The sequence below is a fragment of the Arthrobacter halodurans genome (genome assembly GCF_041877255.1).
Classification (GTDB): domain Bacteria; phylum Actinomycetota; class Actinomycetes; order Actinomycetales; family Micrococcaceae; genus Arthrobacter_N; species Arthrobacter_N halodurans.
Window position 1 is genome coordinate 305,184 of record NZ_JBHDLJ010000004.1, and the last position, 23,895, is coordinate 329,078.

The window sequence follows — 23,895 nt, forward strand, 5'->3', positions numbered from 1 at the left end:
CGGCAACGGCGAAGGCCGGGCCGGGCGCAAGGCGCCCGGCCCGGCCTCGGCCGAAACGATGGTGCGGGGAGCCTACCAGCCGCGCTCGGACAGTCGGTGCGGCTGCGGAAGCTCGTCGACGTTGATGCCGACCATGGCCTCCCCCAGTCCGCGCGAAACCTGGGCGACCACGTCGAAGTCGTCGTGGAAGGTGGTCGCCTTGACGATCGCCGCCGCGCGCTCGGCCGGGTTGCCGGACTTGAAGATGCCGGAGCCGACGAACACGCCGTCGGCGCCGAGCTGCATCATCATCGCCGCGTCCGCCGGCGTCGCGATGCCGCCGGCGGTGAAGAGCACGACCGGGAGCTTGCCCGTCTCGGCGATCTCCTTGACGAGCTCGTACGGCGCCTGCAGCTCCTTGGCCGCGACGTAGAGCTCGTCGTGGGCCATGGAGGACAGGCGGGAGATCTCGGCGCGGATCTGACGCATGTGCATGGTGGCGTTGGAGACGTCGCCGGTACCGGCCTCGCCCTTGGAGCGGATCATGGCCGCGCCCTCGTTGATGCGCCGCAGCGCCTCGCCGAGGTTGGTCGCGCCGCAGACGAAGGGGACCTTGAACTGCCACTTGTCGATGTGGTTCGCGTAGTCGGCCGGGGTCAGGACCTCGGACTCGTCGATGTAGTCGACGCCCAGGGACTCGAGGACGCGGGCCTCGACGAAGTGGCCGATACGCGCCTTGGCCATCACGGGGATGGAGACCGCCGCGACGATCGAGTCGATCATGTCCGGATCGGACATGCGGGAGACACCGCCCTGGGCGCGGATGTCGGCGGGGACGCGTTCGAGTGCCATCACGGCGACCGCACCGGCGTCTTCGGCGATGCGGGCCTGCTCGGCGGTGACGACGTCCATGATGACGCCGCCCTTGAGCATCTCGGCCATGCCGCGCTTCACCCGGGAGCTGCCCGTGACTGAGGGCTGCGCCGGGGTGCTTTCATTGCTGGACACGAAGAGTCCTTTCAACGGTTGGAGAGATTACATTCCATCCTATCTCGGGCGTGGTCGCCCCCACGTCCGGCGGTCGCCCCGTTACGGCGCTAGAGGGCCTGCGCCCGCACCCGGAGGATGCGCTGGACCACGGTGGCCGCGCTGGCCAGGGCGAGGAGGGCCAGGACCGCGAAAAGCACCCACTCGTTCAGGCCCAGTCCGGTCAGGCCGGTGAACGTCAGCGAAAAGACCAGCCGCTCGGCGCGTTCGGCGATCCCCGTGTTCGCCTCGAAGCCCAGCGACTCCGCCTTGGCGCGCGCGTAGGAGACCAGGCTGCCGAGGAGCAGGCACAGTCCTGCCGCGATGCCGATCGCCGCGTTCTGCCCACCGGTGAAGAACCAGACCATGATGCCCGCGAACACCGCCCCGTCGGCGGCACGGTCGAGGGTGGAGTCCAGGAAGTTGCCCCAGCGGCCGTCTCCGCGCCTCGCCGACTCGGGCAAGCGCGCCATGATCCCGTCCACGACGTCGGAAAAGATGAACGCCGTGATGAACAGGGTGCCCCAGAGGAGCTCGCCCAGCGGATAGAAGACCAGCGCGCCGAAGACGGCGCCGAGCGTGCCGACGATGGTGACGGCGTCGGGCGACACCCCACGCCGCACCAGCCAGCGGGCCAGGGGGGTGAAGAGCCTCGTGAAGAACCCGCGGGCGTACCTGTTGAGCATGGCTCAGCAGGCCGGCCAGGCGGCCGCCAGGCTTTCGCGGACGTCGCCGAGGGTCGCCGGGATGGCCTTGGTCTGGGCGATGATCGGGAAGAAGTTGCCGTCCCCGCCCCACCGGGGGACCACGTGCTGGTGCAGGTGGGCGGCGATCCCGGCGCCGCCGGAGACCCCCTGGTTCATGCCGAGGTTGAACCCGGTGGGCCGGGCGACCTGGCGGAGCACGCGCATCGACTGCTGGGTCAGGGCGGCGATCTCCGCCGTCTCCTCGTCCGTGATGTCGGTGTAGTTCGGCACGTGGCGGTACGGGCAGACCAGCAGGTGGCCCGAGTTGTAGGGGAAGAGATTGAGCACCACGAAGGCAGTCCGGCCGCGGTGGACGATCAGCGACTCCGCGTCCTCGCGCTGCGGTCCGCGGCAGAACGGGCAGTCGTCCTCGCCCGTGACCTGGTCCTGGCCCGCCTTGATGTACGCCATCCGGTAGGGGGTCCAGAGGCGCTGGAAGGAGTCGGGGACGCCGGCCAGCTCGAAGTCGTCGGTCGTGTCGGCGTCGGTCGTGTCCGCCCCGGCGTCCGTCGTGTCGGCGTCGGCCGTGTCCGCCCCGGCGTCCGTCGTGTCCGCGCCAGCTACAGTCGCGCCGGCGTCGGTCGTGTCCGCCCCGGCGTGGCCCGCGCCGGCGTCGCCGCCCACGCTAGGCCTCCCGGCTTCGTACGGCCGAGACGATGCGCTCGATCGCCTCGTCAACGGGGATGCCGTTGTCCTGGCTGCCGTCGCGGTAGCGGAACGAGACGGCGCCGGCCTCGGTATCCTCGCCGCCGGCGATGAGCACGAACGGGATCTTCTCCTTGGAGGCGTTGCGGATCTTCTTCGGGAAGCGGTCCGTGCCGAGGTCTGTCTGCGCGCGGATGCCCTGCGCGCGCAGCCTGTCCACGATTTCCTGCATGTATCCGTTGAAGGTCTCGGCCACCGGCACGCCGACGACCTGGACGGGCGCGAGCCAGGCGGGGAAGGCGCCGGCGTAGTGCTCGGTGAGCACGCCGAGGAAGCGCTCAATCGATCCGAACAGCGCGCGGTGGATCATCACGGGGCGCTGGCGCGTCCCGTCGGCCGCCTGGTACTCGAGCTCGAAGCGCTCGGGGAGGTTGAAGTCGAGCTGGATCGTGGACATCTGCCAGGTCCGGCCGATCGCGTCGCGGGCCTGGACGGAGATCTTGGGGCCGTAGAAGGCGGCGCCTCCCGGGTCCGGGACCAGATCCAGCCCGGAGGCCTCGGCGACCTCGGCGAGGGTGCGCGTGGCCTCGTCCCAGAGCTCGTCGGACCCGACCGACTTCTCCGGGTCCTTCGTGGAGAGCTCCAGGTAGAAGTCGTCCAACCCGTAGTCCTTGAGCAGCGCCAGGACGAAGTTCAGCGTTTCGGTGAGCTCGTCCTTCATCTGGTCGCGGGTGCAGTAGATGTGGGCGTCGTCCTGGGTCATGCCGCGCACGCGCGTCAGTCCGTGCACGACGCCGGACTTCTCGTAGCGGTAGACGGAGCCGAACTCGAACAGGCGCAGGGGCAGCTCGCGGTAGGAGCGCCCGCGCGAGCGGAAGACGAGGTTGTGCATCGGGCAGTTCATCGGCTTCAGGTAGTAGTCCTGGCCGGGCTTGACGACCTCGTTGGTTTCCGGGTCCCGCGTCTCGTCGACGTGCATCGGCGGGAACATGCCGTCCCGGTACCAGTCCAGGTGGCCGGAGACCTCGTAGAGGTGGCCCTTGGTGATGTGCGGCGTATAGACGAACTCGTAGCCGGCCTGCTCGTGGCGGGTGCGCGAGTAGTCCTCCATGGCGCGGCGGATGATGCCGCCCTTCGGGTGGAAGACCGGCAGGCCGGAACCGAGCTCGTCGGGGAAGGAAAAGAGGTCCAGCTCCGAGCCGAGCTTGCGGTGGTCCCGGCGCTCGGCCTCGGCGAGGCGCTCCTGGTAGGCCTTGAGATCCTCCTTGGTCGGCCACGCCGTGCCGTAGATGCGCTGAAGCTGCTTGTTCTTCTCGCTCCCGAGCCAGTAGGCCGCCGCGGTGCGGGTCAGCGCGAACGCGTTGGAGATCAGCTTGGTGTTGGGGAGGTGCGGCCCGCGGCACAGGTCGCACCAGACCGTGTCCCCGGTCTTGCGGTCCACGTTGTCGTAGATCGTGATCTCGCCGGCGCCGACCTCGACGCTGACGCCCTCGCCGGCCTCGTCGGCCGTGTTGGCCTTGCCGAGGAGCTCCAGCTTGTACGGCTCGTCGGCCATTGCCGCCCGCGCCTCGTCCTCGGTGACGACGCGGCGGGCGAACCGCTGGTTCTGGTTGACGATCTTGAGCATCATCTTCTCGAGGGTCTTGAGGTCCTCGGGGGTGAAGGGCTCGGCCACGTCGAAGTCGAAGTAGAAGCCGTCGGTGATGTAGGGGCCGATGCCGAGCTTGGCGTCCGGACGCAGCTGCTGCACGGCCTGGGCCATCACGTGGGCGGTGGAGTGGCGCAGGACCTCGAGGCCCTGCGGGGAGGAGATCGTCACCGCCTCGACGGCGGTGCCCGCCTCGAGGGCGCGGTCCAAGTCGCGGAGGATTCCGTCGACGCGCATCACCACGACGTCCCGCCGGTCGAAGTAGAGTTCGGCACCCGTGGTCCCGGCAGTCACCTCGCGCGGTTGGCCGTCGACGTTTAGGGTGATCTGCTCTGACACGTAGGTCTCCTCATTTCGTTGTGGGGCTTCATGGCGTGTGGCGTACGGGGACCACGGCCAGCCACGAACCAGCTTAACGGCTGGCGGCGCGGCCAACCAATCAGGGCGGACGGGGCGCGGCCGCGTGTCGCCGGCGCCGGATGTCGCGGCCCGCGACACGCGTGTGCGTCGCGCTCCCCCGGCCCTCGGCGTGCCGGCGGCGGCGACCCGGGTCCCCGGGTCCCCGGCCGGCTACCGGAGGCGCACGTGCCCGCGGGTGTCGAGGCCCTCGTCGGCCATCCTTTGGGCCAGCGAGGCGGCCGGTGCCACCGCCGTCCGGCGGGCGACGCCGCTCCGGGCTGCCCGCGGGGCAACCCCGGGGCCGGAGGAGGGGCGCAGGTCCCGGGCGCGGCCGGGACTCTCCAGGTGGCCCGGCGCTGGGAGCGCCGCGGGATCGGACAGGTCCCACGCCTGGAGGGCCTGCAGGCTGATTCCGCGGGGCCCGGTGCGGCGGGTGAGCCCGTGGACCAGCATCAGGCGCGTGCCGAACAGCAGCGGCCCGGACGTCCGCTGGGCCTCGTGGAAGAACGTGCAGTCCACGCAGCCGGTGCCGTCGTCCAGCGAGATGAAGACCACCCGGCGCCCGCTTCGCATCGGCGGCGTCTGCGTGGCCACGCGCACGCCGGCGACCAGCACCTCGGACCCGTTGCGCAGCCCGAGCAGATCGGCGGAGCGGGTGACCCCCAGCCGGTCCAGCATCGGGGCGTGGGATTCCATGAGGTGCCCGCTGACGTCCAGGGACAGCAGGTCCAGCTCGGTGCGGACGGTTTCCTCGAGCGTGGGGGCCTCCTCCCCCACGGCGAGCGCGCCCATCTCCAGGTCGCCCAGCGGCAGCGGGAGCTGTCCCGGGATGGCGCGGTAGCGTTGCGGCACGGTGCCGTGCCGCTGACCGGACAGGTGGCGCAGCAGGTCGGCGCGGTTCCCGCGCCCGGCGTCGTGCTGGAACGCGTCGAAGGCCCCCAGCGCCGCGAAGCTCTTCAGCGAGGTTCGGCCCAGCCCCGAGCGGTCGCGGACGTCGGCGAGCGAGTCGTAGGGCTGGCCCGCGACGACCCGCCGGATCTCCGTCGCGGAGACGCCGTGAATCCCGGAGAGGCTGAGCCTGATGCCGAGCCGGGTGGAGCCCTCCACGGGCTCCACCCGGTATTCGGCGGCGCTGCGGTTGATGTCCAGGGGCAGGATCGGGATCCCGAGCCGGCGCGCCTCGGCGACCAGCAGCCGTTTGGGGTACATCCCGGGGTCGTGTTCCCAGAGCCCGGCCAGGAAGGCCTCCGGGTGGTGCGTCTTCAGCCAGGCGGACTGGTAGGTGGGCACGGCGAACGCCGCTCCGTGGGCCTTGCAGAAGCCGAAGCTGCCGAACGCCTTCAACGTCCCCCACACCAGGTCCACCACGTCCAGGGAGTACCCGCGGTCCATCGCGCGACGGCGGAAGAAGGTCTCCACCGCCGGCTCGCGCGCGGCGTCGCCCAGGAACCTGCGGAAGACGTCGGCCTTCGCCAGCCCGCAGCCGGTCATCACGTCGAAGGTCCTGAGCACCTGCTCGTGGAAGACCGTGACTCCGTGGGTTTCGGCGAGCGCGGGCTTCAGGTCGGGATGGGGGTAGACCTCCGGGGCGAAGCCATGCCGGTTCTCGAGGTAGGGCTTGATCATGTTCGACTGCATCGGGCCGGGGCGGAAGAGCGAGATGTCGATGATCAGGTCGTTGAATTCGCGGGGCGCCAGCTTGCCGATGAGTTCGCGCTGACCCGGCGACTCGATCTGGAAGCAGCCGAGGGTGTGGGTGCTGCGGATGAGCTCGAACGTCGGCTCGTCGTCCAGCGGGACCCTTTCCAGATCGATCCTCCCGTCCTCGGCGAGGAACCGCGGCAGGGCGCCGTCCTCTCCCACGGGGTGCCTGCCCGCCTCCGCGACGGCGCGTCCGTCGCCGTGGATCCGCACCACCTCGCGCAGGGCGAACGCCATGGCGCTCTGCATCCGCACGCCGAGCACGTCGAGCTTGAGCATGCCCATCGGGTCCATGTCGTGCTTGTCGAACTGGCTCATGGGCAGGCCCAGGCCGCTGGGTTGGACGGGTGTGCGGTCCAGCAGCGAGACGTCCCCGAGGATGACCCCGCAGGGATGCATCGAAATGTGCCGCGGCAGCCGGTCCAGCCGCTCGGTGAGGTCCACCAGCAGGTCCAGCTGCCGCTCGGCGCCCACGCGGTCGGCGAACTGGCGCAGCTCGGGCTTCTCGGCGAGCGCCTCGCGGAAGTTCCGCGCCGAGAAGCGCCACAGCTGCTTGGCGATGACGTCGATTTCCCCGCCCCCCAGCCCGAGGGCCAGGCCGGCGTCGCGGACCGCGCCGCGCGCGCGGTAGCCGTTCTGCATGCTCATCAGGGTGACCCGTTCGGATCCGAAGCGCGCGAAGATGCTCCGGTACACCCGGTGGCGCTCCGCGCTCTCCACGTCGATGTCGATGTCGGGCAGGGTGGAGCGGTCCAGGGAGAGGAACCGCTCGAAGAGCAGGTCGTGGGACAGCGGGTTCACGTGGCTGATCCCCAACAGGTAGTTCACCAGGCTGGACGCGCCGGAGCCGCGCGCCGCGGCGCGCACCCCCATGGACGTGATCATCCCCGAGACCTCGGCCACCGTCAGGAAGTAGGAGGAGAAACCGAGCCGGGTGATGGTGTCCAGCTCGTGCCCGAGGCGGTCCTCCAGGGCCGGGTCCCGCCCAGTCCCCCGGAACAGGCGGGTGGCCCCGGCCTCGCACCGGGCGCGCAGCTCGCGGTGCGGGTCGCCGGAGATCCCGATCACCGAGGCCTCGGGCACCACCGGCCTCCCCCAGCCGGCGTCTTCCACCGGATCAAGGCGGCATCGGTCCGCGACGCGCTCGGTGTCGCGCAGCAGCGACGCGGCCTCTGCCGCCCCCCCGCCCGCTGCGCGGGCGATGTCGCGGGCGAGCGCCTTCATGGCCGCGGGCTCCTTCAGCCACCCCTGGCCGTTGGGCTGCAGGTCGCCGAGGGTCTCCAGCGAGCTGAGGGCCCGGGCGGAGTCGAGCACGTCGGCCGTGGCGGCGCCGTCGGGGTCCGCGTAGCGCACGGCGTTGCTCAGCACGGCGGGCACGCCGCAGTCCCGGGCGGCCCTGACCATGCGCACGGCGTGCGCGGTGCTCAGCTTCTCGCCGGGACGGTTCAGGTGGGTCACCGCCTCGACCGCGAGGCCGCCGGGGGGCAGCGCGTCCCGCCAGGAGGTCAGCAGGGCGCGGGCGAGGCCGTAGCTGCGCCCCTGGGCCGCCAGCCCGACGTCGGACTGCGGCCCGGCGAGCACGGTCAGGACGGCCCCGCCGTCGGGCCCCGTGGCGTGCCGGGACAGTTCGGCGCGGGTCACCCCGACGGGCTTCTTCCCGGCGGCGCCCGTCCCGGCGTGCGCCGCCGAGACGAGCCGGCACAGCGCCGTGTACCCGGCGCCGCCGCAGCGCCCCCGGGCCAGCACCACCACGCGGCCGGACGCGCGGGGCGGCGGCGGGCGGCGCGACGGCGGGCAGGGGTCCTGCTCCAGGACCGCGAGGCTGACCCCGAGGATCGGGTCCAGGCCGTTCTCGCGGCATGCCTTCAGGTGCTTCACCGAGCCGTAGAGCCCGTCGCGGTCGGTGCAGGCCAGGGCGTCGGCGCCGTCGGCGGCCGCGCGGCGTGCCAGGTCCTCCGGCCAGGACGCCCCGTAGTGTGCGCTGAAGGCCGAGGAGACGTTCAGGTGGGTGAAGCTCACGCGCTCTCCCGCAGGGCGTCGTGGATGCGGATCAGCCGCCACCGCCCGGTCTCGGTCTGGCGGGAGACGTCGAAGGTCACCAGCGGTCCGCGTCCTGCCAGGCGGACCTGCAGGCGCCAGATTTCGTGGTCCACCAGCCCCGGGCCGCGTCCGCGTTCCGCGCGCACCTCCTCGGCCCACCACTTCCGGCGTTCGAACCAACGTACGGGCTCGGCGGACACGCGGTACTCGCGGCCCTGCCAGCGCAGGCGCAGCGGCAAGCCGGCGGCGGAACAATCGACCTCGACGGACTGGGTGAACAGGCCCATCCGGAACCTCCATAACCGTGCGCCGGGGGTGTGAGGAACCCCGGCGGCATCAATGGATACGGGAAGTCAGCGCCTCTGGGAAGCAGAAGGCGGCAACTCCATGCTATTCGAAGCTATGTTCGAATCAAAGACGAAGCTACGCACCGGCGCCGACACTTTGGGCCGCGCGCCCCGGCGCCCGGCAACATTCCCGCGCCTCCCCCGCAGTCCCGCTTGCGCACCACGCACCACGCACCGGCGGCAGGTCCGGCTTGCGCGCCGCCCGCCGGCGGCGTAGGAACGTCCCATGGAACCCGCCCGGCCGACGCCCGCCCCCGCATCCGCCCCCGCCGCCGTGCCAGCTCCCGCGGTCACCGCGGTGACCCTGGGGGTCGCCGACGTCGAGGCGTCCCTGGCGTTCTACGCCGATGGGTTGGGATTCCGCGTCCTCCAGCACCTTCCCGGCGAGATCGCCTTCGTCCAGGCCGGCCACGGCCTGCTGCTGGCCCTGTGGAACGTGTCCAGCATGCCGCGGGAATACGGCGACGTGGGCTTCGGTCCCCAGGCGCCGCCCGTCTCCCTGGGCCACAACGTGGCGCGCGCCGCCGCGGTGGACGAGCTCTACGCGTTGGCGCTCGCGGCGGGGGCGACCGGCATCGCCGCACCACGGGCCCAGCCCTGGGGAGGCACGAGCGCGTGCGTCGCGGATCCCGACGGGTACCGGTGGGACTTCGTCCACAACCCGGCGTTCCGCGTGGCGCCCGACGGCACGGTCAGCCTGGGCCGGGACACGGAGGACAGCGCGGCGGGGTAGGACGGCGGAACGGCTCGGGACGGCGCGCGGCGCCCGCCCGGCGGGTCAGAAAAGACCGTCGGCGGGCTCCAGCAGCTCCGGGCCGTCGTTGCGGACGTTGCCCACCCCTGGATGCGCCTCGCCCAGTTCCCAGGCGGCGGCGACCCCGTAGGCCGCGGCGCGGGCGCGGGCCACCAGCGGAGGCGCGTCCGTGTCGAGCGGATCGAGCCAGCCGGCGAGCTCCCCGGGGCCCAGGGGGATGGGCATCCGGTCGTGGAGTCCGGCCAGCTGCGCCAGGACCGGCTCGGCCGCGTCCGCGGGCGGGGCGTCCATGGTCAGGACCGAGGTCGTGAGGAGCCACTGTCCCGGAGCCCCGTCGCGCGCCGACGCGTCCCTCCACCACTCGTAGAGGCCCGCGAAGAGCATCACCGACCCGTCGGCGGGGCGCACGAAGTAGGGCCGCTTGCCCGTCTTGCCGCCCCCGGCGGACTTCCACTCGTAATAGCCGTCCGCCGGGACCGCGCATCTCCGGGACCGGATGGCCCCGCGGAACGTGGGCTTGTCCAAGACGGTCTCACTCCGGGCGTTGATGGCCCGAACGCCGACGGACGGCTCCCGCGCCCAGCCGGGGACGAGGCCCCACCGGGCGGTGTGCAGCTGGCGCGCGACGCGGCCCTCCACCAAGCGCTCCAGCACGATGGGCACGTCGGAGGTGGGCGCGACGTTCCACGACCGCCGCACCTCCAGCGCTTCGTCGGCCTCGGCCTCCGCCGCGGCCAGCAGGTCCCCGCGGGCCCGGGCGATCACGTAGCGTCCACACATGGAATAAGCGTCTCACGGCGGCGGTTAGCACCCACATGACTGCAGCGAATCTCCAGGACTACGTGCCCGCCGAAGGAACCGTCACCATGTTCACGACCTCGTGGTGCGGCTACTGCCGCAGCCTCAAGCGGTCGATGGACGCGCACGGCATCGGATACCGCGAGGTGAACATCGAGGACGTGCCGGGCACCGCCGAGCTTGTCGAGGCGTTCAACGGCGGGAACCAGACGGTGCCAACCCTCGTCTTCCCCGACGGATCCGCGGCCACGAATCCGCGCATCGAGCAGGTTCGCGAGCGGCTGTAGCCGGCCTGTGATTGGATGAAAGGCGTCGGAGCCCGCGGGCCCCGGCGCCTTTCCCGTCCGTATCGTCAAACCACCGGCCGCCGACGGCGGCCGAAAGGATGGATCCCCATGCCCCATCAGGTCAAGGCCGTCGTCGTCAAGGCGAAGGACGAGCCGGTCGTCATCGAAACCATCACCGTCCCGGACCCGGGCCCGGGCGAGGCCGTCGTCGACGTCCTCACCTGCGGCGTCTGCCACACCGACCTGCACTACAAGCAGGGCGGCATCGGCGACGACTACCCCTACCTGCTCGGCCACGAGGCCACCGGCGTCGTCAGCCAGATCGGCGAGGGCGTCACCCAGATCGCCGTCGGCGACCGCGTCATCCTGAACTGGCGGGCCGTCTGCGGCGAGTGCCGCGCGTGCGCCAAGGGCCAGCCCCAGTACTGCTTCAACACCCACAACGCCACCCAGAAGATGACGCTGCAGGACGGCACCGAGCTTTCCCCGGCGCTGGGCATCGGCGCCTTCGCGGAGAAGACGCTGGTGGCCGCGGGCCAGTGCACCAAGATCGACGACGACGTCGACCCGGCCGCGGCGGGCCTGCTCGGTTGCGGCGTCATGGCGGGCATCGGGGCGGCCATCAACACCGGCGAGGTCAAGCGCGGCGAGTCCGTGGCCGTGATCGGCTGCGGCGGAGTCGGCATCGCCGCGGTCGCCGGGGCCCGGCTGGCCGGCGCGACGACGATCGTCGCCGTGGACATCGACGGCGCCAAGCTGGAGCTCGCCAAGGGGCTCGGCGCGACCCACACCGTGAACTCGCGCGAGGAGGATCCCGTCGAGGCGATCCGCAAGGCCACCGGCGGATTCGGCGCCGACGTCGTCATCGACGCCGTGGGCCGCCCGGAAACGTACAAGCAGGCCTTCTACGCGCGCGACCTCGCCGGCCGCGTCGTCCTCGTGGGCGTCCCGACGCCCGAGATGGCCCTCGAACTGCCCCTGCTGGACGTGTTCGGCCGCGGCGGTTCGCTGAAGTCCTCCTGGTACGGCGACTGCCTGCCGTCGCGGGACTTCCCGATGCTGGTCGAGCAGTACCGGTTGGGACGCCTGGATCTGGACGCGTTCGTCTCCGAGCGCATCGGCCTGGACCAGATCGAGGACGCGTTCGAGAAGATGCACCGGGGCGCGGTCCTGCGCTCGGTGGTGGAGCTCTAGCATGGGCGCGCGCATCGAGCACCTCGTCACCTCCGGAACCTTCTCGCTGGACGGCGGGACCTGGGACGTGGACAACAACGTGTGGATCGTCGGGGACGACGCCGAGGTCTTCGTCATCGATCCGGCGCACGACGCCGGGAGGATCGCCGAGGCCGTCGGCGGCCGCGCGGTCAAGGCCGTGCTGCTGACCCACGGCCACGACGACCACATCCGCCACGCCCGCGAGTTCGCGGCGCTGGTCTCGGCGCCGGTCCTGATGAACCCGGAGGACCAGATGCTCTGGGAAGCGGTCTACCCGGGGACGACGCCGGACGGGGAGATCCGCGACGGCGACCACTTCGAGGTGGCCGGCACGCGGCTCACCGCGCTCCACACCCCGGGCCACTCGCCCGGCTCGACGGTCTTCGTCGCCGAGGACCTCGGCACGGTGTTCTCCGGGGACACGCTCTTCAGCGGCGGTCCCGGGGCGACGGGACGCTCGTACAGCGACTTCCCGACGATCGTCGGGTCCATCCGCGACAGGCTGCTGACGCTGCCGCCGGAAACCGTCGTCAACACCGGCCACGGGGACTCCACCACGATCGGCGCCGAGGCGCCACACCTCGACGAGTGGATCGCCCGGGGCCACTAGGTCCGCTGGTGGCGCCGGTCCCGGACCTCCCGCGGGGGTCCGGGACCGGCCGCCGTCGGGCCCCGTTCACGGGCGCATCAGCGAGACGTGCAGTCCGCGCACGCCCGGGCCGTACCGGCCGACGGCGCCGAGCAGGTAGCGGCCCGGCGAGCGCATCCGGGTCAGGTACACGTCCCCGGCCCGCAGCGGCAGGGCCGTCCCGGCCGCGAGCCGCAGGCCGCCGCGCGCGACGCGCGGGGCGAGCTCGCCGAAGATGCGCGCCGCATCGCCCGGGGGGACGCCCAGCGTGAACAGCTCCGGATGCGGCACGGCGCTCAGGCCGATCGTGTAGCAGAAGACCTTCAGCGGGTCGGTGTCCCCGACGCCGACCATCGTCCACCCGTGGGCGCGGATGCGCGCGGACTCACGGACCCGCTCCTCGTACAGCGTGAGTGAACCGTCGCAGAGCTCACACATGGGAGCGCGCCCGCCGGGAGGCGCCGGCGCTCCCCCAGGCCACTGCCCTGGACCGCCCGCGGGCCCCCTCCGTCTTGCGCCGTTCCATGTTCCGCTCCTTCCCGCGGGGCCAGGCGGGTCCCGGACCATCCCGTGCACCGATTCTGCGGCCCGCGTCCGCGTGCCGCCGGCCGGCCGCGCGGAATGTGGAAAACCGTCCGCGCCGTGTCGGCGGGACGCGGCGGTGGAGGGCGGGTCAGCCGTGGCGGCATGCCGCCACGGTGACCGCATGACGCGCGGGGTTCGACGCGCGGGGTCTTGACGCGCGGGGTCTTGACGCGCGGGGTCGCGGCGAGGAAATTGGGGAACGCAACGGACCCCGCGCACCCCGGCGCGCGCCGTCCGCATCTCCCGCGCACGGGCAAGCGCGTACGCGGGACGGCGGCTGACCACAGGGCACGGCGTCAGAAACGAGCGGCAAGTGCGGTACCCCACCATCCAGAAGGACCCCGGCGCCTTCCGGGTGCGGCCGAACCTCCTGGACTACGACGCCACCTGCGCAGAGTTCACCTGGGACGACGCCCGGCGGGCGCTGTCCGGACTGCCGCGCGGGCGCGGCCTGAACATCGCCCACGAGGCGGTGGACCGCCACGCCTCCGGCCCCGACGGCGAGCGCCAGGCGCTGCGCTTCGTCGGGACGGACGGCACCTCCGCAGCGATCACCTACGCCGGGCTGGCCGAGCGGACCAACCGCTTCGCCGGCGTGCTGCGCGCCCTCGGCATCGCCCGCGGCGAGCGCGTCTTCTCCCTCGTCGGCCGCGTTCCCGAGCTCTACCCCGCGGTCCTCGGCACGCTCAAGCACGGCGCCGTGTTCTGCCCCCTGTTTTCCGCGTTCGGTCCGGAACCCGTGCGCCTGCGGCTGCAGCTCGGGGACGCCCGCGTCCTGCTCACCACGCGGGCCCTGTACCGCAAGAAGGTCGCCCCCCTGCGCGGGGCGCTCCCCGGGCTGCGGCACGTCCTGCTCGTGGATGCCGGAGGCAGTCCCGAACCGGGCACCCTCGATCTGGCGGCCCTCCTGCGGGACGCTCCCCCGTACGGGGAGACCGCGCCGACGCAACCGGAGGACATGGCCCTGCTGCACTTCACGAGCGGCACCACGGGCACCCCCAAGGGCGCGGTCCACGTGCACGACGCCGTTGCGGCGCACTACGCCACGGGCCGGTTCGCGCTGGACCTGCACCCGGAGGACGTCTACTGGTGCACCGCCGACCCCGGATGGGTCACCGGCACGTCCTACGGGATCGTCGCACCGCTGGTGCACGGCGTCACGTCGATCGTCGACGAGGCGGAACTCGACGTCGACCGCTGGTACCGGATCCTGGAGGAACAGCGGGTGACCGTCTGGTACACCTCGCCCACCGCGCTGCGGATGCTCATGAAGGCCGGCGCCGCGCGGGCCGCGCGGCACGACCTGGCAGCCTTGCGCTTTGTCGCGAGCGTCGGCGAACCGCTGAACCCCGAGGTCGTGCTGTGGGGACGGGAGGCGTTCGGCCTGCCCGTCCACGATAACTGGTGGCAGACGGAGACCGGCGGGATCATGATCGCCAACCTCCCCGCCCTCCCCATCCGCCCGGGCTCGATGGGCCGCCCGCTGCCGGGAGTCGTGGCCGCCCTCGTGGTCCGCGACGACGGGGACAGGCCGGTGCTGCGCGACGGCCGGGCTGTCCTGGTGACGGAGCCCGACACCGTGGGCGAGCTGGCGCTGCGCCCCGGGTGGCCGTCCATGTTCCGCGGCTACCTGGGCGAAGACGAGCGCTACCGCCGTGCCTTCGCCGGCGGCTGGTACCTGACGGGCGACCTCGCCACGCGGGACGCCGACGGGTACTACTGGTTCGTCGGCCGCGGCGACGACGTCATCAAGTCCTCGGGCCACCTGATCGGCCCCTTCGAGGTGGAGAGCTCCCTGATGGAGCACGAGGCGGTCGCGGAGGCGGCGGTCATCGGGGTCCCCGACCCGGTCGCGGGCGAGGTGGTCAAGGCATTCGTGGAGCTGCACGCCGGCTGGCGGCCCAGCGAGGAGCTCAGGCTGGACATCATCGGCTTCGCGCGCCGCCGCCTCGGCGCGGCGGTCGCCCCGCGCCAGCTCGACTTCGCGGCCTCACTGCCGCGGACCCGCAGCGGGAAGATCCTCAGGAGGCTCCTGAAGGCCCGCGAGCTCGGTCTCCCCGAAGGGGACACGTCGACGCTGGAGGGACGGGCATGAGCACGGGCGGAGAACCGGACACCGACGGCGTCGCCGCGCACCGCCGGGGGCTGCTGCGCCAGATGCTGCGCGTGCGGCGGCTGGAGGAGAAGTGCGTGGAGCTCTACAGCGCGGCGAAGATCCGCGGGTTCCTGCACGTCTACATCGGCGAAGAGGCGGTCGCGGCCGGGGTGCTCTCCGCCGTCGCGCCCGGGGACGCGGTGCTGGCGACCTACCGGGAGCACGGGCACGCGCTCCTGCGCGGCGTGCCCGCGGGGGCGATCATGGCGGAGATGTACGGGAAGGCCGAGGGCTGCTGCCGGGGGCGCGGCGGCTCCATGCACCTCTTCGACGCCGGGACCCGCTTCTACGGCGGCAACGCCATCGTCGCCGGCGGGCTGCCCCTGGCGGTGGGGCTGGCGCTCGCCGACAGGATGGCCGGCAGGCCGCGGGTGACGGTGTGCTTCTTTGGCGAGGGCGCCGTGGCCGAGGGCGAGTTCCACGAGAGCCTGAATCTGGCGGCCCTCTGGCGGCTGCCCGTGCTGTTCTGCTGCGAAAACAATCTCTATGCGATGGGCACGGCACTGGGCCGCTCGGAGTCCCAGACCGACCTGGCCCTGAAGGCGTCCGGCTACGGCGTCCCGGCATGGGCCGTGGACGGGATGGACGTGCTCGCCGTGGAGGAGGCCGCGCGCCGCTCCGTCGACGCCGTGCGCGGCGGGGCCGGGCCGTATTTCCTGGAGCTGCGCACCTACCGTTTCCGGGCCCATTCGCTGTTCGATCCGGAACGCTACCGCGACAAGGCCGAGGTCGCCCGCTGGGTGGAGCGCGACCCGATCGACGCCCTGCGGAACACGCTGGAGGCCTCCGGGGAGCTCGCCCCCGCGCAGTGGGCGGCGATCGCCGAAGACGTCGACGCGGAGATCGCCGGCGCCGTCGCCTACGCGGAGGCCGGCACCCCGGAGCCCGTCGGGGACCTGACCCGGTTCGTCGTCAGCGATCGGAGCGCCCCGTGAGGACCACCTACCGCGAGGCCCTGCGGGCGGGAATCCGCGAGGCCCTGCAACGCGACGATCGGGTCTTCCTCATGGGCGAGGACGTGGGCGCCTACGGCGGCTGCTTCGCCGTCAGCCTGGGGCTGCTCGAGGAGTTCGGGCCGGAACGGATCCGCGACACGCCGCTCGCCGAGTCCGGCTTCGTGGGGGCCGGGATCGGGGCCGCCCTCGGCGGCATGCGGCCCATCGTGGAGATCATGACCGTCAACTTCGCCCTGCTCGCGCTGGACCAGATCGTCAACAACGCCGCGACGCTGCTGCACATGTCCGGCGGGCAGTTCAACGTGCCCCTGGTCATCAGGACGACGACGGGCGCCGGCCGCCAGCTCGGCGCGCAGCACTCGCACAGCCTCGAGGGGTGGCTGGCGCACATCCCGGGCCTGCGCATCCTCGCTCCGGCCACGCTGGCCGACGCGCGCGGCATGCTCTGGACCGCGCTCGAGGATCCGGATCCGGTGCTCATCTTCGAGCACGGGTCGCTCTACAACGTGTCCGGCGAGCTCGACGCCGGCGCCGGCGCCGTGGACATCAACCGCGCCGCCGTGCGGCGTCCCGGCGGCGACGTCTCGCTGATCACCTACGGCGGCACCCTGCCGACGGTGCTCGAGGCCGCCGACCTGCTCGCCTCCGAAGGCATCGAGGCGGAGGTGCTTGACCTGCGCGTGCTGCGCCCCCTGGACGACCCGGCGATCCTCGCGACGGTCGCGAAGACCCACCGCGCGGTCGTCGTCGACGAGGGATGGCGCAGCGGCGGCCTGTCCGCCGAGGTCAGCTCCCGGATCACCGAGGGGGCCTTCTACGACCTGGACGCGCCCGTGGCCAGGGTGTGCAGCGCGGAGGTCCCGATCCCCTACGCGCGGCACATGGAGCTCGCCGCCCTCCCGTCGGTGGAGCGGGTCGTCGACGCGGCGCGCGCGGTGGCGGCGTTCCGTGGGTGAGTTCCGTGGGTGAGTTCCGGATGCCCTCCCTCGGCGCCGACATGGAGCGCGGCACCCTGGTCGAGTGGCTGGTCGGCCCCGGGGACTACGTGCACCGCGGCGACCTCGTGGCCGTCGTCGACACGGACAAGACGGTCATGGACGTGGAGTGCTTCGAGGAAGGCGTCGTCGCGGAGCTGCTCGTCGACGTCGGGGCGACCGTTCCGGTGGGGGCGGCTATGGCGCGCATCACGCCGACCCCGGCGCTGGTGCCGCCGCCGGAGGCCCCCGCGGCGCCGGCCCCGGAGGCGCCCGCCGGGATCTCCGCGGAAACCGCCGCGGTCCCCATCCCGGGCCACCCGGGGGGAGTCCCGGGGCATGCGGCCGCCTCGAAACTGTCGCCCCCGGTCAGGAGCCTCGCGCACCGGCTGGGTGTCGACGTCTCGCTCCTCCGCGGCACCGGCAGGCACGGTGCGGTGACGCGCGCGGACGTCGAACGGGCGGCGGGCGGCGCCGGACCGGCGGCGGCCGCGACCGTGCCAGCGGGCGCCGGCCCGGCGGCGGCCCGGGGCCCCACCGCGCCGGCGGCGGCCGCACCGCCGGCGCGTCCCGCTCCGGAGCCTGCGCCCCCGGCGTCCGCGCCCAGCACTCGCGTGAGGTCCTCGCCGCGCGCCCGCCGGGTCGCGGCCGAGCTGGGCATCGGCCTGGTGTCCGTCCGGGGAACGGGACCGTCGGGGGCGATCACCGAGGCCGACGTCCGCCGCGCCGCAGCCGCGTCGGCCCGCGGCCAAGCGGGGCCCGCGGAGACGCGGCGGCGGGGGGACACACGTGCCGCGGGCGTCCCGTCCACGTCCTCCCCGTCCGCGCCACCCGCGCCCACGCTGGCCGCCCCCGCGCCGCCGGACACTGCCCCCGCCACGCCGCCGAGCCCCCGGACGGCCGGACTGCGCCGCGCCGTCGGCGCGCTGATGTCGCGGTCCAAGCAGACCATCCCGCACTACTACCTGGGCACCACGCTGGACCTGGGCGAGGCCCTCGCGTGGATGCGGTCCGCCAACGCGCGGCGCCCCGTGGGAGAGCGGCTCGTGCCGGCGGCCCTGCTGCTCAAGGCCACCGCGCTGGCCGCCCGCGAGGTCCCCGAGGTCAACGGGTTCTTCGTCGACGGCGCCTTCCGCCCGAGCCCGGCCGTCCACCTCGGGGTCGCGGTCGCCCTACGGCGCGGCGGGCTGATCGCCCCAGCGATCCACGACGCGGACTCCCTGGACCTGGACGCGGTGATGGCCCGGCTGCGGGACCTGGTGGCACGGGCGCGCGCGGGGCGGCTGCAGCGCGGCGAGATGGCGGACCCGACGCTGACCGTCACGAACCTCGGGGACCTCGGCGTGGAGAGCGTCTACGGCGTCATCTACCCGCCGCAGGTGGCCATGGTCGGCCTCGGTCGCGTGGCCGAGCGGCCGTGGGCCGAGGACGGCATGCTGGGGGTCCGACCGGCGGCCACCGCGACGCTCTCGGCCGACCATCGGGCCAGCGACGGCCTGCGCGGGGCGCGCTTCCTGGCGCTGCTGGGCGAACTGCTGCAGAAACCGGAGGAGCTATGAACGATCAGGAGGCCACCGCGGCCGTCCACGCAGCGCTGCGCAAGGTGGCACCCGACGTCGGTCCGGAGGACCTGGCCGGCAATCCGCGCCTGCGCCAGGATCTCGAACTCGATTCGTTGGACTTCCTGGCGCTCGTGGAGACGATCGCGCAGGGCACCGGCGTCGACATCCCGGAAAGCGACTACGCCCGGGTCGCGACGGTCGGCGCGCTCATCGGCTACGTCGCCGAACGGAGCGCGCCGGGAGAGGACCCTACGCCGCGGACAACGCGGTGAGCCCCGCGTAGGCCTTCAGCAGGGCCGCCTCCACGTCGTCCACGGCGACCCCGGGCACCAGGTCCTCGACCGCGCCGGCGGTCGAGGAATCGAACGGCAGGCCCATCGCCGCGTAGACGTCCCGCAGCACGCCTCGGACCGGCGCGGAGTCCCGCACCACGAACACGCTCGCGAAGAGCCACGCGCCCGCCACGACGCGCTGGGCCGTACCCACGAGCTTCACCGGGGCCGACGCCGCCGATCCCGGGCCGGGTTTTCCGTGCACGCTGAACTCCCCCGGGCAGTACTCCCCGGGCAGCTCGCCCACCGCCGCGTCGACGCCGAGCGAGCGCAACGCGCCCGCGTACAGCTCGCCCAGCACGCGGAAGCGCTCCTGGTGGCCCACCATGGCTTCGCCCGCGGGCTCCACGTGGTCGACGATCAGGGTGCCGCGGTGGTACGCGGCGGCACGCCCGCCCGCCTTGCGGACCACGGGGGCGAAGCCGGCCGCCCGCGCGGCGGCGACCGCGGCGTCGAACCCGGGCAAGCGCACGTCCCGCTGCCCGAACGCCAGCGTGGGGTCCGGCCGGTAGATCCTCAGGGTCGCCGGGCTCGCGCCCTCGCGGACCCGGCGCAGCAGGTCGACGCCGGCGAGCAGGTCCGCCTCCGGGTCCCCGGAGGCCTCGGCGCGCCACAGTGTCAGGGGCGCGTCGGCCCCGGGATTCCACACGGTCATGGCACCGATTCTAGGTGCGGGCCGGCGCCGGGGAATAATGGACGCCGTGCCCCATCCCGCGACTCCCCTCCTGCTCCTCGGCGGCCCCTCGGGCGCCGGCAAGTCCTACCTCGCCGGCCGGTACGGCCGGCCCCACGTCGAACTGGACAACTTCTACCGCGAGCTGGCCGAGCACACCCCGGAGTCCCCCCTGCCGCTCACCGGCTACGGCGAGGTCGACTGGGACGACGCCGGCACGTGGAACCGCGAGGCCGCGGTCGACGCGGTCATGGACCTCCTGGAGAACGGGCAGATGCAGGTGCCCGACTACTCGATCGCTTCCTCCAGCTACGACGGGTACCGCACGGTCGCGCTGGCCGAGGGGCCGGTGGTGGCCGAGGGGATCTTCGTGGACCGCGTCCTGGGCCCGCTGCGCGCGCTCGGGGTCCGCGTCGACGCGGTGTACATCGACGTGTCCCCGTGGACGACGGCGGCGCGCCGCCTCCTGCGCGACGTGCGCGAACGCCGCAAGCCGCTGCCGTTCCTCCTCAGGCGCGGGTGGTCGCTGCTGCTGCAGGACCGCTCCATCCGCCGCCGCTACCTCGACGCCGGGTTCCGCCCGGTGCCGAAGCGCCGGGTGAAGTCGATGCTCGCGGGCCTGTCGGCCGGCTGATCCGGGGGATACGCCGCGGGCGCCCCCGTGTCCCGCCGCCCGCGCGCCGACCGGGCCACCGCCGGCGAATCGTCTCCCGAAGGCGTCGCCGGCGGCTTCCGCGGGAACGTCACCCGCGGGTCGGCATCGGCCGGACGGTGAGGATCTGCTCGCTGCGCCCGAAGGGCCCCTCCACGTCGTGCAGCACCGCCGAGGTGAGGCCGATGCCGTCCGTCCCGTAGGTCTGCTGCGCCTGCAGCCCCAGCCACTCCCCCACGGGGCGGCGGTGCATGTGGATCTGCAGGTCGACGTTCGGGAACATCCACGACGCCGGGCCGGGTTCGACCCGCGGAGCGACGCCGTTGGCCGTGTCGACCAGTCCCAGCAGCCGCACGAGGTCCGGCGTCGGGACCCCGCCGACCATCCCGTGCGGCGAGCGCAGCCACACCACACCACGCCCGGGGCGGTGCCCGGGCTCGACCCGGAAGTCGAGCTGGGCGATGTAGCCGCCCGGCCAGGGGGACATGCCGTCCCACGGCGGCAGCGACTCGGGGTGGGCGACGTGGTGGTCCTCCGCCGCGGCGACGCTGCTGGAGTCCTGGGTCTTCAGGCGCCAGGCGCGCGCGATGACCGCCGTTCTGCCCTGGCAGACCATCTCCGCCTCGACGAGCTCGATCGTCCGTCCCGGCCGCACCAGGGAGGTCCGCACCTCGAACTCGCCGGCGTGGATGATGCCGAGGATGTCGAGGCTCACCCGCGCCATCCGCAGGTCCTCGCGCGGGCGGAAGCGTTCCAGTTCGTGGGCGAGGATGCCCGTGGCCGGGGCCATGTGCTGCTCGTGGGCGTTCCACGCGCCCTGGGCGTGCACCGTGGACCGGTACCTTCCGCCGCCCAGGCTCTCGTAGAAGAAGTCTCCCTCCGCCAGCCGCGTCTCGTTCCCGGTTCCGGGGGCCTGCGTCATCGCCGCGTCCTTTCCCTGCGGCCGCTCCGGCCGCCTCGTTCCCGCCAGCCTATGCGGGAGGGCGAGCCCGCCGGAAACCGGGGCCGCGCGGTCCGGTCCGCGGCCCACCCGCAACGCTTCCCCGGCCGCGCCGCCGCGGGCACAATGGGGCATGGTCCGCGAGCTGCAACCCGGCGGGGCAGCGGACGGCCTGGCGTCCGCCGCGGTCCCGGCCCTGCGCGCGCGGCACGGCCCGAACGCGCTGCCGCCGGAGCGGACGCGCCCCTGGTGGCGCCGCCTGGGTGCCGAACTGACCCACTTCTTCGCGCTGATGCTCTGGGCGGCCGCGGCGCTCGCGTTCGTCGCGGGCACCGCGGAGCTCGGCGCGGCGATCGTCGTCGTCGTGGTGGTCAACGCGCTGTTCGCGTTCTTCCAGGAGGCCCGCGCCGAGCGCGCCGCGTCCACGCTGCGCGACCTGCTGCCGGCCCGGGTCACGGTCCGGCGGGACGGTGCCGCCACCACCGTGGAGGCCGTGGAGCTGGTGCCGGGCGACGTCGTGCTGCTGGCCGCCGGCGACAAGGTGCCCGCCGACGTGCGCGTCCTGTCCGGCTCCGCGTGCCGGATCGACGAATCGATGCTCACGGGCGAGAGCGAACCCGTGCCCGCGAACCCCGGACGCGCCGTGCCCGGGGGCGCGTTCGTCGCCGAAGGCGACGCGGTGGCCCTCGTGGAGGCGACCGGGCGGTCCACGCGCCTGGCGGAGATCACGCGGCTGACCATCAGGGCCGCGCCGCCGCCCAGCCCCCTGGACCGTGAGCTGCGCCGCATCGTGCGGATCGTCGCGGTCGCCGCGGTCACCGTCGGGTCCGTCTTCTTCGTGGTCTCCGTGCTGATCGGGAACCCGCTGGCCGGGGCCTTCCTGTTCGCGATCGGCGTCACGGTCGCCATGGTCCCCGAGGGCCTGCTGCCCACGGTGACGCTGTCCCTGGCGGTCGGCGCCCAGCGCATGAGCCGGCGCCACGCCCTGGTGCGGAACCTGCAGGCCGTCGAGACGCTGGGATCGACCACGTTCATCTGCACGGACAAGACCGGAACCCTCACGCAGAACCGCATGAGCGCCGTCGAGGTCTGGACGCCGCGGGGCTCCGTCGCGGTGGACGGCTCCGGCTACGCCCCCACCGCGGTGGTGGACGGTCCTTCCGCCGCCGTGGCGGCCGCCGCGCGCCTGGCGGCCGGTGCCCGCGCCGCCTCGCAGGGGGACATCGAGGAGCGGGACGGCGCCTGGCAGCCGCTCGGCGATCCCATGGAGGCCGCGATCGCCGCCCTGCACCGCCGGCTCGGCGGGGACGCCGCGGCGCCGGCCGCCGACGTCGGCTTCGCGTTCGACGAGGCGCGGAAGCGGCAGGGCGCCGTCGTCGGCGACCGCCTGTGGGTGAAGGGGGCGACGGAGTCGGTGCTGGGCGCCTGCGCCTTCGGGGACGCGGACGGAGCGGCCGTGGTGCGCGCGGCGATGGAGGCGATGGCGTCGCGGGGCCTGCGCGTGCTGGCGGTGGCGTCGCGGCCCCTGACCCGTGACGCGCGCAGGGACGCCCTCGCGGGGCGGCTCGGCCCGGCCGAGCTGGAGACCGGGCTCGAGTTCGATGGCCTGCTGGGGCTCCACGACCCGCCGCGCCCCACGGTCGCCGGCGCCGTCGCGCAGGCCCGCGCCGCGGGCATCAGGATCGCCATGCTCACCGGAGACCACCCCATGACGGCCGCGGCGATCGCCCGCGAGATCGGGCTGGTCGACGACGCGGTCCCCGGCGTCGTGTTCGGCGGCGCGGACCTGCCGGCCGACCCGCGGGCGCTCGGCGCCCTCCTGGACCGGGACGGCGTGGTGATCTCCCGCGTCTCCCCGGAACAGAAGCTCCAGGTGGCCCGCGCCCTGCAGGCGCGTGGACACGTGGTGGCGATGACCGGGGACGGCGTCAACGACGGGCCGGCGCTCGAGGCGGCGGACATCGGTGTGGCGATGGGGCGCAGCGGCACCGACGTGGCGCGCAACGCCGCGGACCTGGTGCTGCTGGACGACGACTTCGCGACCATCATCGTGGCCATCGAGCAGGGGCGGGCGACGTACGCGAACATCCGCCGCTTCCTCACCTACCACCTGACGGACAATGTGGCCGAGCTGGCGCCGTTCGTCATCTGGGCCCTCTCCGCCGGGAACTTCCCGCTCGCGATCGGGGTGATGCAGATCCTGTTCCTGGACATCGGCACGGACCTGCTGCCCGCGCTGGCGCTGGGGACCGAGGAGCCGAGCGAGGGCGTGATGAAGCGGCCCCCCGAGCGTCGGCACCTGCTGGACTCCAGCGTGCTCTTCCGGGCCTTCGCCATCCTCGGTCCCGTGGAGGTGCTGTTCCAGATGACGTCGTTCACGCTCGTGCTGCTGGCCGGCGGATGGCGGCCCGGCGGCGCCCTGCCGGAGCCCGGCCTGCTGGCCGCGGCCTCGGGCACGGCCTTCACCGCCGTCGTGCTGGGCCAGCTCGCCAACGCCGTCGCCTGCCGAAGCGCCAGCAGGCCGTTCTGGCGCCTGCGCTGGAACTCGAACCCGCGGCTGGTGGCGGCCGTGGTCGCCGAGGTGGCGCTGCTCGGCGTCTTCCTGTTCGCCGCGCCCGTGGCCGACCTCCTCGGCCACGCCCCGCCCCCACCGGCCGGCCTGGCCGTCGCGGCGCTGGTCATCCCGGGCCTGCTGCTCGCCGACGCGGTCCACAAGGACCTGCGCCGGCGCCTGCGCCGCGGCCTCACGCATCCGGTCCTGCCGCATCACTAGCGGCGGACCGGGCACGGGCCACGGGATCCGGCGCCGGACGCCGGGTCGCCTCGCCCGGACGCCCTGGGGCCGGAGTGCCG

General features: G+C 73.4%; 21 protein-coding genes. 11 read left to right on the forward strand and 10 right to left on the reverse strand.

What is annotated here, in order from left to right; translation table 11 throughout:
• Nucleotides 1-72: 72 nt before the first annotated feature.
• From pdxS to ACETWP_RS07520, 6 genes are all read right to left on the reverse strand, one after another.
• Nucleotides 73-987 carry a pyridoxal 5'-phosphate synthase lyase subunit PdxS gene (pdxS, locus tag ACETWP_RS07495; protein WP_373971592.1) on the reverse strand — a complete coding sequence of 305 codons (915 nt, stop codon included), beginning with the start codon at nucleotides 985-987 and terminating at the stop codon, nucleotides 73-75.
• A gap of 89 nt (nucleotides 988-1,076) precedes the next feature.
• A complete protein-coding gene (gene pgsA / locus ACETWP_RS07500) occupies nucleotides 1,077-1,691 on the reverse strand; it encodes a phosphatidylinositol phosphate synthase (protein ID WP_373971593.1) in 615 nt (204 codons plus the stop codon).
• A gap of 3 nt (nucleotides 1,692-1,694) precedes the next feature.
• A complete protein-coding gene (locus ACETWP_RS07505) occupies nucleotides 1,695-2,210 on the reverse strand; it encodes an HIT family protein (RefSeq protein ID WP_373971630.1) in 516 nt (171 codons plus the stop codon).
• Between the two features lie 166 nt (nucleotides 2,211-2,376).
• Nucleotides 2,377-4,383: a threonine--tRNA ligase gene (thrS, locus tag ACETWP_RS07510; protein ID WP_373971594.1), complete on the reverse strand. Its 2,007-nt coding sequence runs from the start codon at nucleotides 4,381-4,383 to the stop codon at nucleotides 2,377-2,379.
• Nucleotides 4,384-4,614: 231 nt separating this feature from the next.
• On the reverse strand, nucleotides 4,615-8,163 hold the full coding sequence (locus tag ACETWP_RS07515) for a DNA polymerase III subunit alpha (RefSeq protein ID WP_373971595.1): 3,549 nt from the start codon (nucleotides 8,161-8,163) through the stop codon (nucleotides 4,615-4,617).
• Nucleotides 8,160-8,471, reverse strand: coding sequence for a DUF6504 family protein (locus ACETWP_RS07520; RefSeq protein ID WP_373971597.1), 312 nt, complete (start codon nucleotides 8,469-8,471; stop codon nucleotides 8,160-8,162). The genes ACETWP_RS07515 and ACETWP_RS07520 overlap by 4 nt, the downstream gene beginning before the upstream one ends.
• Before the next feature lie 286 nt (nucleotides 8,472-8,757).
• Here ACETWP_RS07520 and ACETWP_RS07525 point away from each other — a divergent pair, with 286 nt between their 5' ends.
• The gene (locus ACETWP_RS07525; RefSeq protein WP_373971598.1) at nucleotides 8,758-9,264 is read left to right on the forward strand and encodes a VOC family protein; all 507 of its coding nucleotides are present in this window, start codon (nucleotides 8,758-8,760) and stop codon (nucleotides 9,262-9,264) included.
• Between the two features lie 45 nt (nucleotides 9,265-9,309).
• Here ACETWP_RS07525 and ACETWP_RS07530 read toward each other — a convergent pair whose 3' ends face one another.
• Nucleotides 9,310-10,065, reverse strand: a complete 756-nt coding sequence (locus ACETWP_RS07530) for an SOS response-associated peptidase (RefSeq protein ID WP_373971599.1) — start codon at nucleotides 10,063-10,065, stop codon at nucleotides 9,310-9,312.
• 35 nt (nucleotides 10,066-10,100) lie between these two features.
• Here ACETWP_RS07530 and ACETWP_RS07535 point away from each other — a divergent pair, with 35 nt between their 5' ends.
• From ACETWP_RS07535 to ACETWP_RS07545, 3 genes are all read left to right on the forward strand, one after another.
• The gene (locus ACETWP_RS07535; RefSeq protein ID WP_373971600.1) at nucleotides 10,101-10,370 is read left to right on the forward strand and encodes a glutaredoxin domain-containing protein; all 270 of its coding nucleotides are present in this window, start codon (nucleotides 10,101-10,103) and stop codon (nucleotides 10,368-10,370) included.
• 108 nt (nucleotides 10,371-10,478) lie between these two features.
• Nucleotides 10,479-11,564, forward strand: coding sequence for an S-(hydroxymethyl)mycothiol dehydrogenase (locus ACETWP_RS07540; RefSeq protein WP_373971601.1), 1,086 nt, complete (start codon nucleotides 10,479-10,481; stop codon nucleotides 11,562-11,564).
• Nucleotide 11,565: 1 nt separating this feature from the next.
• Nucleotides 11,566-12,195, forward strand: coding sequence for an MBL fold metallo-hydrolase (locus ACETWP_RS07545; protein ID WP_373971602.1), 630 nt, complete (start codon nucleotides 11,566-11,568; stop codon nucleotides 12,193-12,195).
• A gap of 66 nt (nucleotides 12,196-12,261) precedes the next feature.
• Here ACETWP_RS07545 and ACETWP_RS07550 read toward each other — a convergent pair whose 3' ends face one another.
• Nucleotides 12,262-12,651 carry a DUF4262 domain-containing protein gene (locus tag ACETWP_RS07550; RefSeq protein WP_373971603.1) on the reverse strand — a complete coding sequence of 130 codons (390 nt, stop codon included), beginning with the start codon at nucleotides 12,649-12,651 and terminating at the stop codon, nucleotides 12,262-12,264.
• A gap of 460 nt (nucleotides 12,652-13,111) precedes the next feature.
• Here ACETWP_RS07550 and acsA point away from each other — a divergent pair, with 460 nt between their 5' ends.
• Genes acsA through ACETWP_RS07575 form a run of 5 tightly spaced genes read left to right on the forward strand, consistent with a single transcriptional unit; the run spans nucleotide 13,112 to nucleotide 18,717 of the window.
• Entirely contained in the window at nucleotides 13,112-14,893 is a 1,782-nt protein-coding gene (acsA, locus tag ACETWP_RS07555) for an acetate--CoA ligase (RefSeq protein ID WP_373971604.1), read from the forward strand.
• Nucleotides 14,890-15,888, forward strand: a complete 999-nt coding sequence (gene pdhA, locus ACETWP_RS07560) for a pyruvate dehydrogenase (acetyl-transferring) E1 component subunit alpha (protein ID WP_373971605.1) — start codon at nucleotides 14,890-14,892, stop codon at nucleotides 15,886-15,888. Before acsA ends, pdhA begins: the two co-directional genes overlap by 4 nt.
• Entirely contained in the window at nucleotides 15,885-16,865 is a 981-nt protein-coding gene (locus ACETWP_RS07565) for an alpha-ketoacid dehydrogenase subunit beta (RefSeq protein WP_373971606.1), read from the forward strand. Before pdhA ends, ACETWP_RS07565 begins: the two co-directional genes overlap by 4 nt.
• A 5-nt stretch (nucleotides 16,866-16,870) precedes the next feature.
• Nucleotides 16,871-18,442, forward strand: a complete 1,572-nt coding sequence (locus tag ACETWP_RS07570) for a dihydrolipoamide acetyltransferase family protein (protein ID WP_373971607.1) — start codon at nucleotides 16,871-16,873, stop codon at nucleotides 18,440-18,442.
• The gene (locus ACETWP_RS07575) at nucleotides 18,439-18,717 is read left to right on the forward strand and encodes an acyl carrier protein (protein ID WP_373971608.1); all 279 of its coding nucleotides are present in this window, start codon (nucleotides 18,439-18,441) and stop codon (nucleotides 18,715-18,717) included. Before ACETWP_RS07570 ends, ACETWP_RS07575 begins: the two co-directional genes overlap by 4 nt.
• On the opposite strand, the gene ACETWP_RS07580 is transcribed toward ACETWP_RS07575, so the two are convergent.
• Nucleotides 18,695-19,432, reverse strand: coding sequence for a lipoate--protein ligase family protein (locus ACETWP_RS07580; RefSeq protein WP_373971609.1), 738 nt, complete (start codon nucleotides 19,430-19,432; stop codon nucleotides 18,695-18,697). The two genes, ACETWP_RS07575 and ACETWP_RS07580, sit on opposite strands and share 23 nt — an antisense overlap.
• 37 nt (nucleotides 19,433-19,469) lie before the next feature.
• Here ACETWP_RS07580 and ACETWP_RS07585 point away from each other — a divergent pair, with 37 nt between their 5' ends.
• Nucleotides 19,470-20,084 carry a uridine kinase family protein gene (locus tag ACETWP_RS07585; protein WP_373971610.1) on the forward strand — a complete coding sequence of 205 codons (615 nt, stop codon included), beginning with the start codon at nucleotides 19,470-19,472 and terminating at the stop codon, nucleotides 20,082-20,084.
• Nucleotides 20,085-20,193: 109 nt separating this feature from the next.
• Here ACETWP_RS07585 and ACETWP_RS07590 read toward each other — a convergent pair whose 3' ends face one another.
• Complete coding sequence (locus ACETWP_RS07590; RefSeq protein ID WP_373971611.1) at nucleotides 20,194-21,024, reverse strand: thioesterase family protein; 831 nt, start codon at nucleotides 21,022-21,024, stop codon at nucleotides 20,194-20,196.
• Between the two features lie 151 nt (nucleotides 21,025-21,175).
• Here ACETWP_RS07590 and ACETWP_RS07595 point away from each other — a divergent pair, with 151 nt between their 5' ends.
• Complete coding sequence (locus tag ACETWP_RS07595) at nucleotides 21,176-23,815, forward strand: cation-translocating P-type ATPase (RefSeq protein ID WP_373971612.1); 2,640 nt, start codon at nucleotides 21,176-21,178, stop codon at nucleotides 23,813-23,815.
• Nucleotides 23,816-23,895: the final 80 nt, after the last annotated feature.

Excerpts from the sequence above, each read along its gene's own strand:
- pgsA (WP_373971593.1), bottom strand. The coding sequence starts at position 1,691 with ATGCTCAACAGGTACGCCCGCGGGTTCTTCACGAGGCTCTTCACCCCC.
- ACETWP_RS07520 (WP_373971597.1), bottom strand. The coding sequence starts at position 8,471 with ATGGGCCTGTTCACCCAGTCCGTCGAGGTCGATTGTTCCGCCGCCGGC.
- ACETWP_RS07525 (WP_373971598.1), top strand. The coding sequence starts at position 8,758 with ATGGAACCCGCCCGGCCGACGCCCGCCCCCGCATCCGCCCCCGCCGCC.
- ACETWP_RS07530 (WP_373971599.1), bottom strand. The coding sequence starts at position 10,065 with ATGTGTGGACGCTACGTGATCGCCCGGGCCCGCGGGGACCTGCTGGCC.
- ACETWP_RS07535 (WP_373971600.1), top strand. The coding sequence starts at position 10,101 with ATGACTGCAGCGAATCTCCAGGACTACGTGCCCGCCGAAGGAACCGTC.
- ACETWP_RS07540 (WP_373971601.1), top strand. The coding sequence starts at position 10,479 with ATGCCCCATCAGGTCAAGGCCGTCGTCGTCAAGGCGAAGGACGAGCCG.
- ACETWP_RS07545 (WP_373971602.1), top strand. The coding sequence starts at position 11,566 with ATGGGCGCGCGCATCGAGCACCTCGTCACCTCCGGAACCTTCTCGCTG.
- ACETWP_RS07550 (WP_373971603.1), bottom strand. The coding sequence starts at position 12,651 with ATGTGTGAGCTCTGCGACGGTTCACTCACGCTGTACGAGGAGCGGGTC.
- pdhA (WP_373971605.1), top strand. The coding sequence starts at position 14,890 with ATGAGCACGGGCGGAGAACCGGACACCGACGGCGTCGCCGCGCACCGC.
- ACETWP_RS07575 (WP_373971608.1), top strand. The coding sequence starts at position 18,439 with ATGAACGATCAGGAGGCCACCGCGGCCGTCCACGCAGCGCTGCGCAAG.
- ACETWP_RS07580 (WP_373971609.1), bottom strand. The coding sequence starts at position 19,432 with ATGACCGTGTGGAATCCCGGGGCCGACGCGCCCCTGACACTGTGGCGC.
- ACETWP_RS07585 (WP_373971610.1), top strand. The coding sequence starts at position 19,470 with ATGGACGCCGTGCCCCATCCCGCGACTCCCCTCCTGCTCCTCGGCGGC.
- ACETWP_RS07590 (WP_373971611.1), bottom strand. The coding sequence starts at position 21,024 with ATGACGCAGGCCCCCGGAACCGGGAACGAGACGCGGCTGGCGGAGGGA.
- ACETWP_RS07595 (WP_373971612.1), top strand. The coding sequence starts at position 21,176 with ATGGTCCGCGAGCTGCAACCCGGCGGGGCAGCGGACGGCCTGGCGTCC.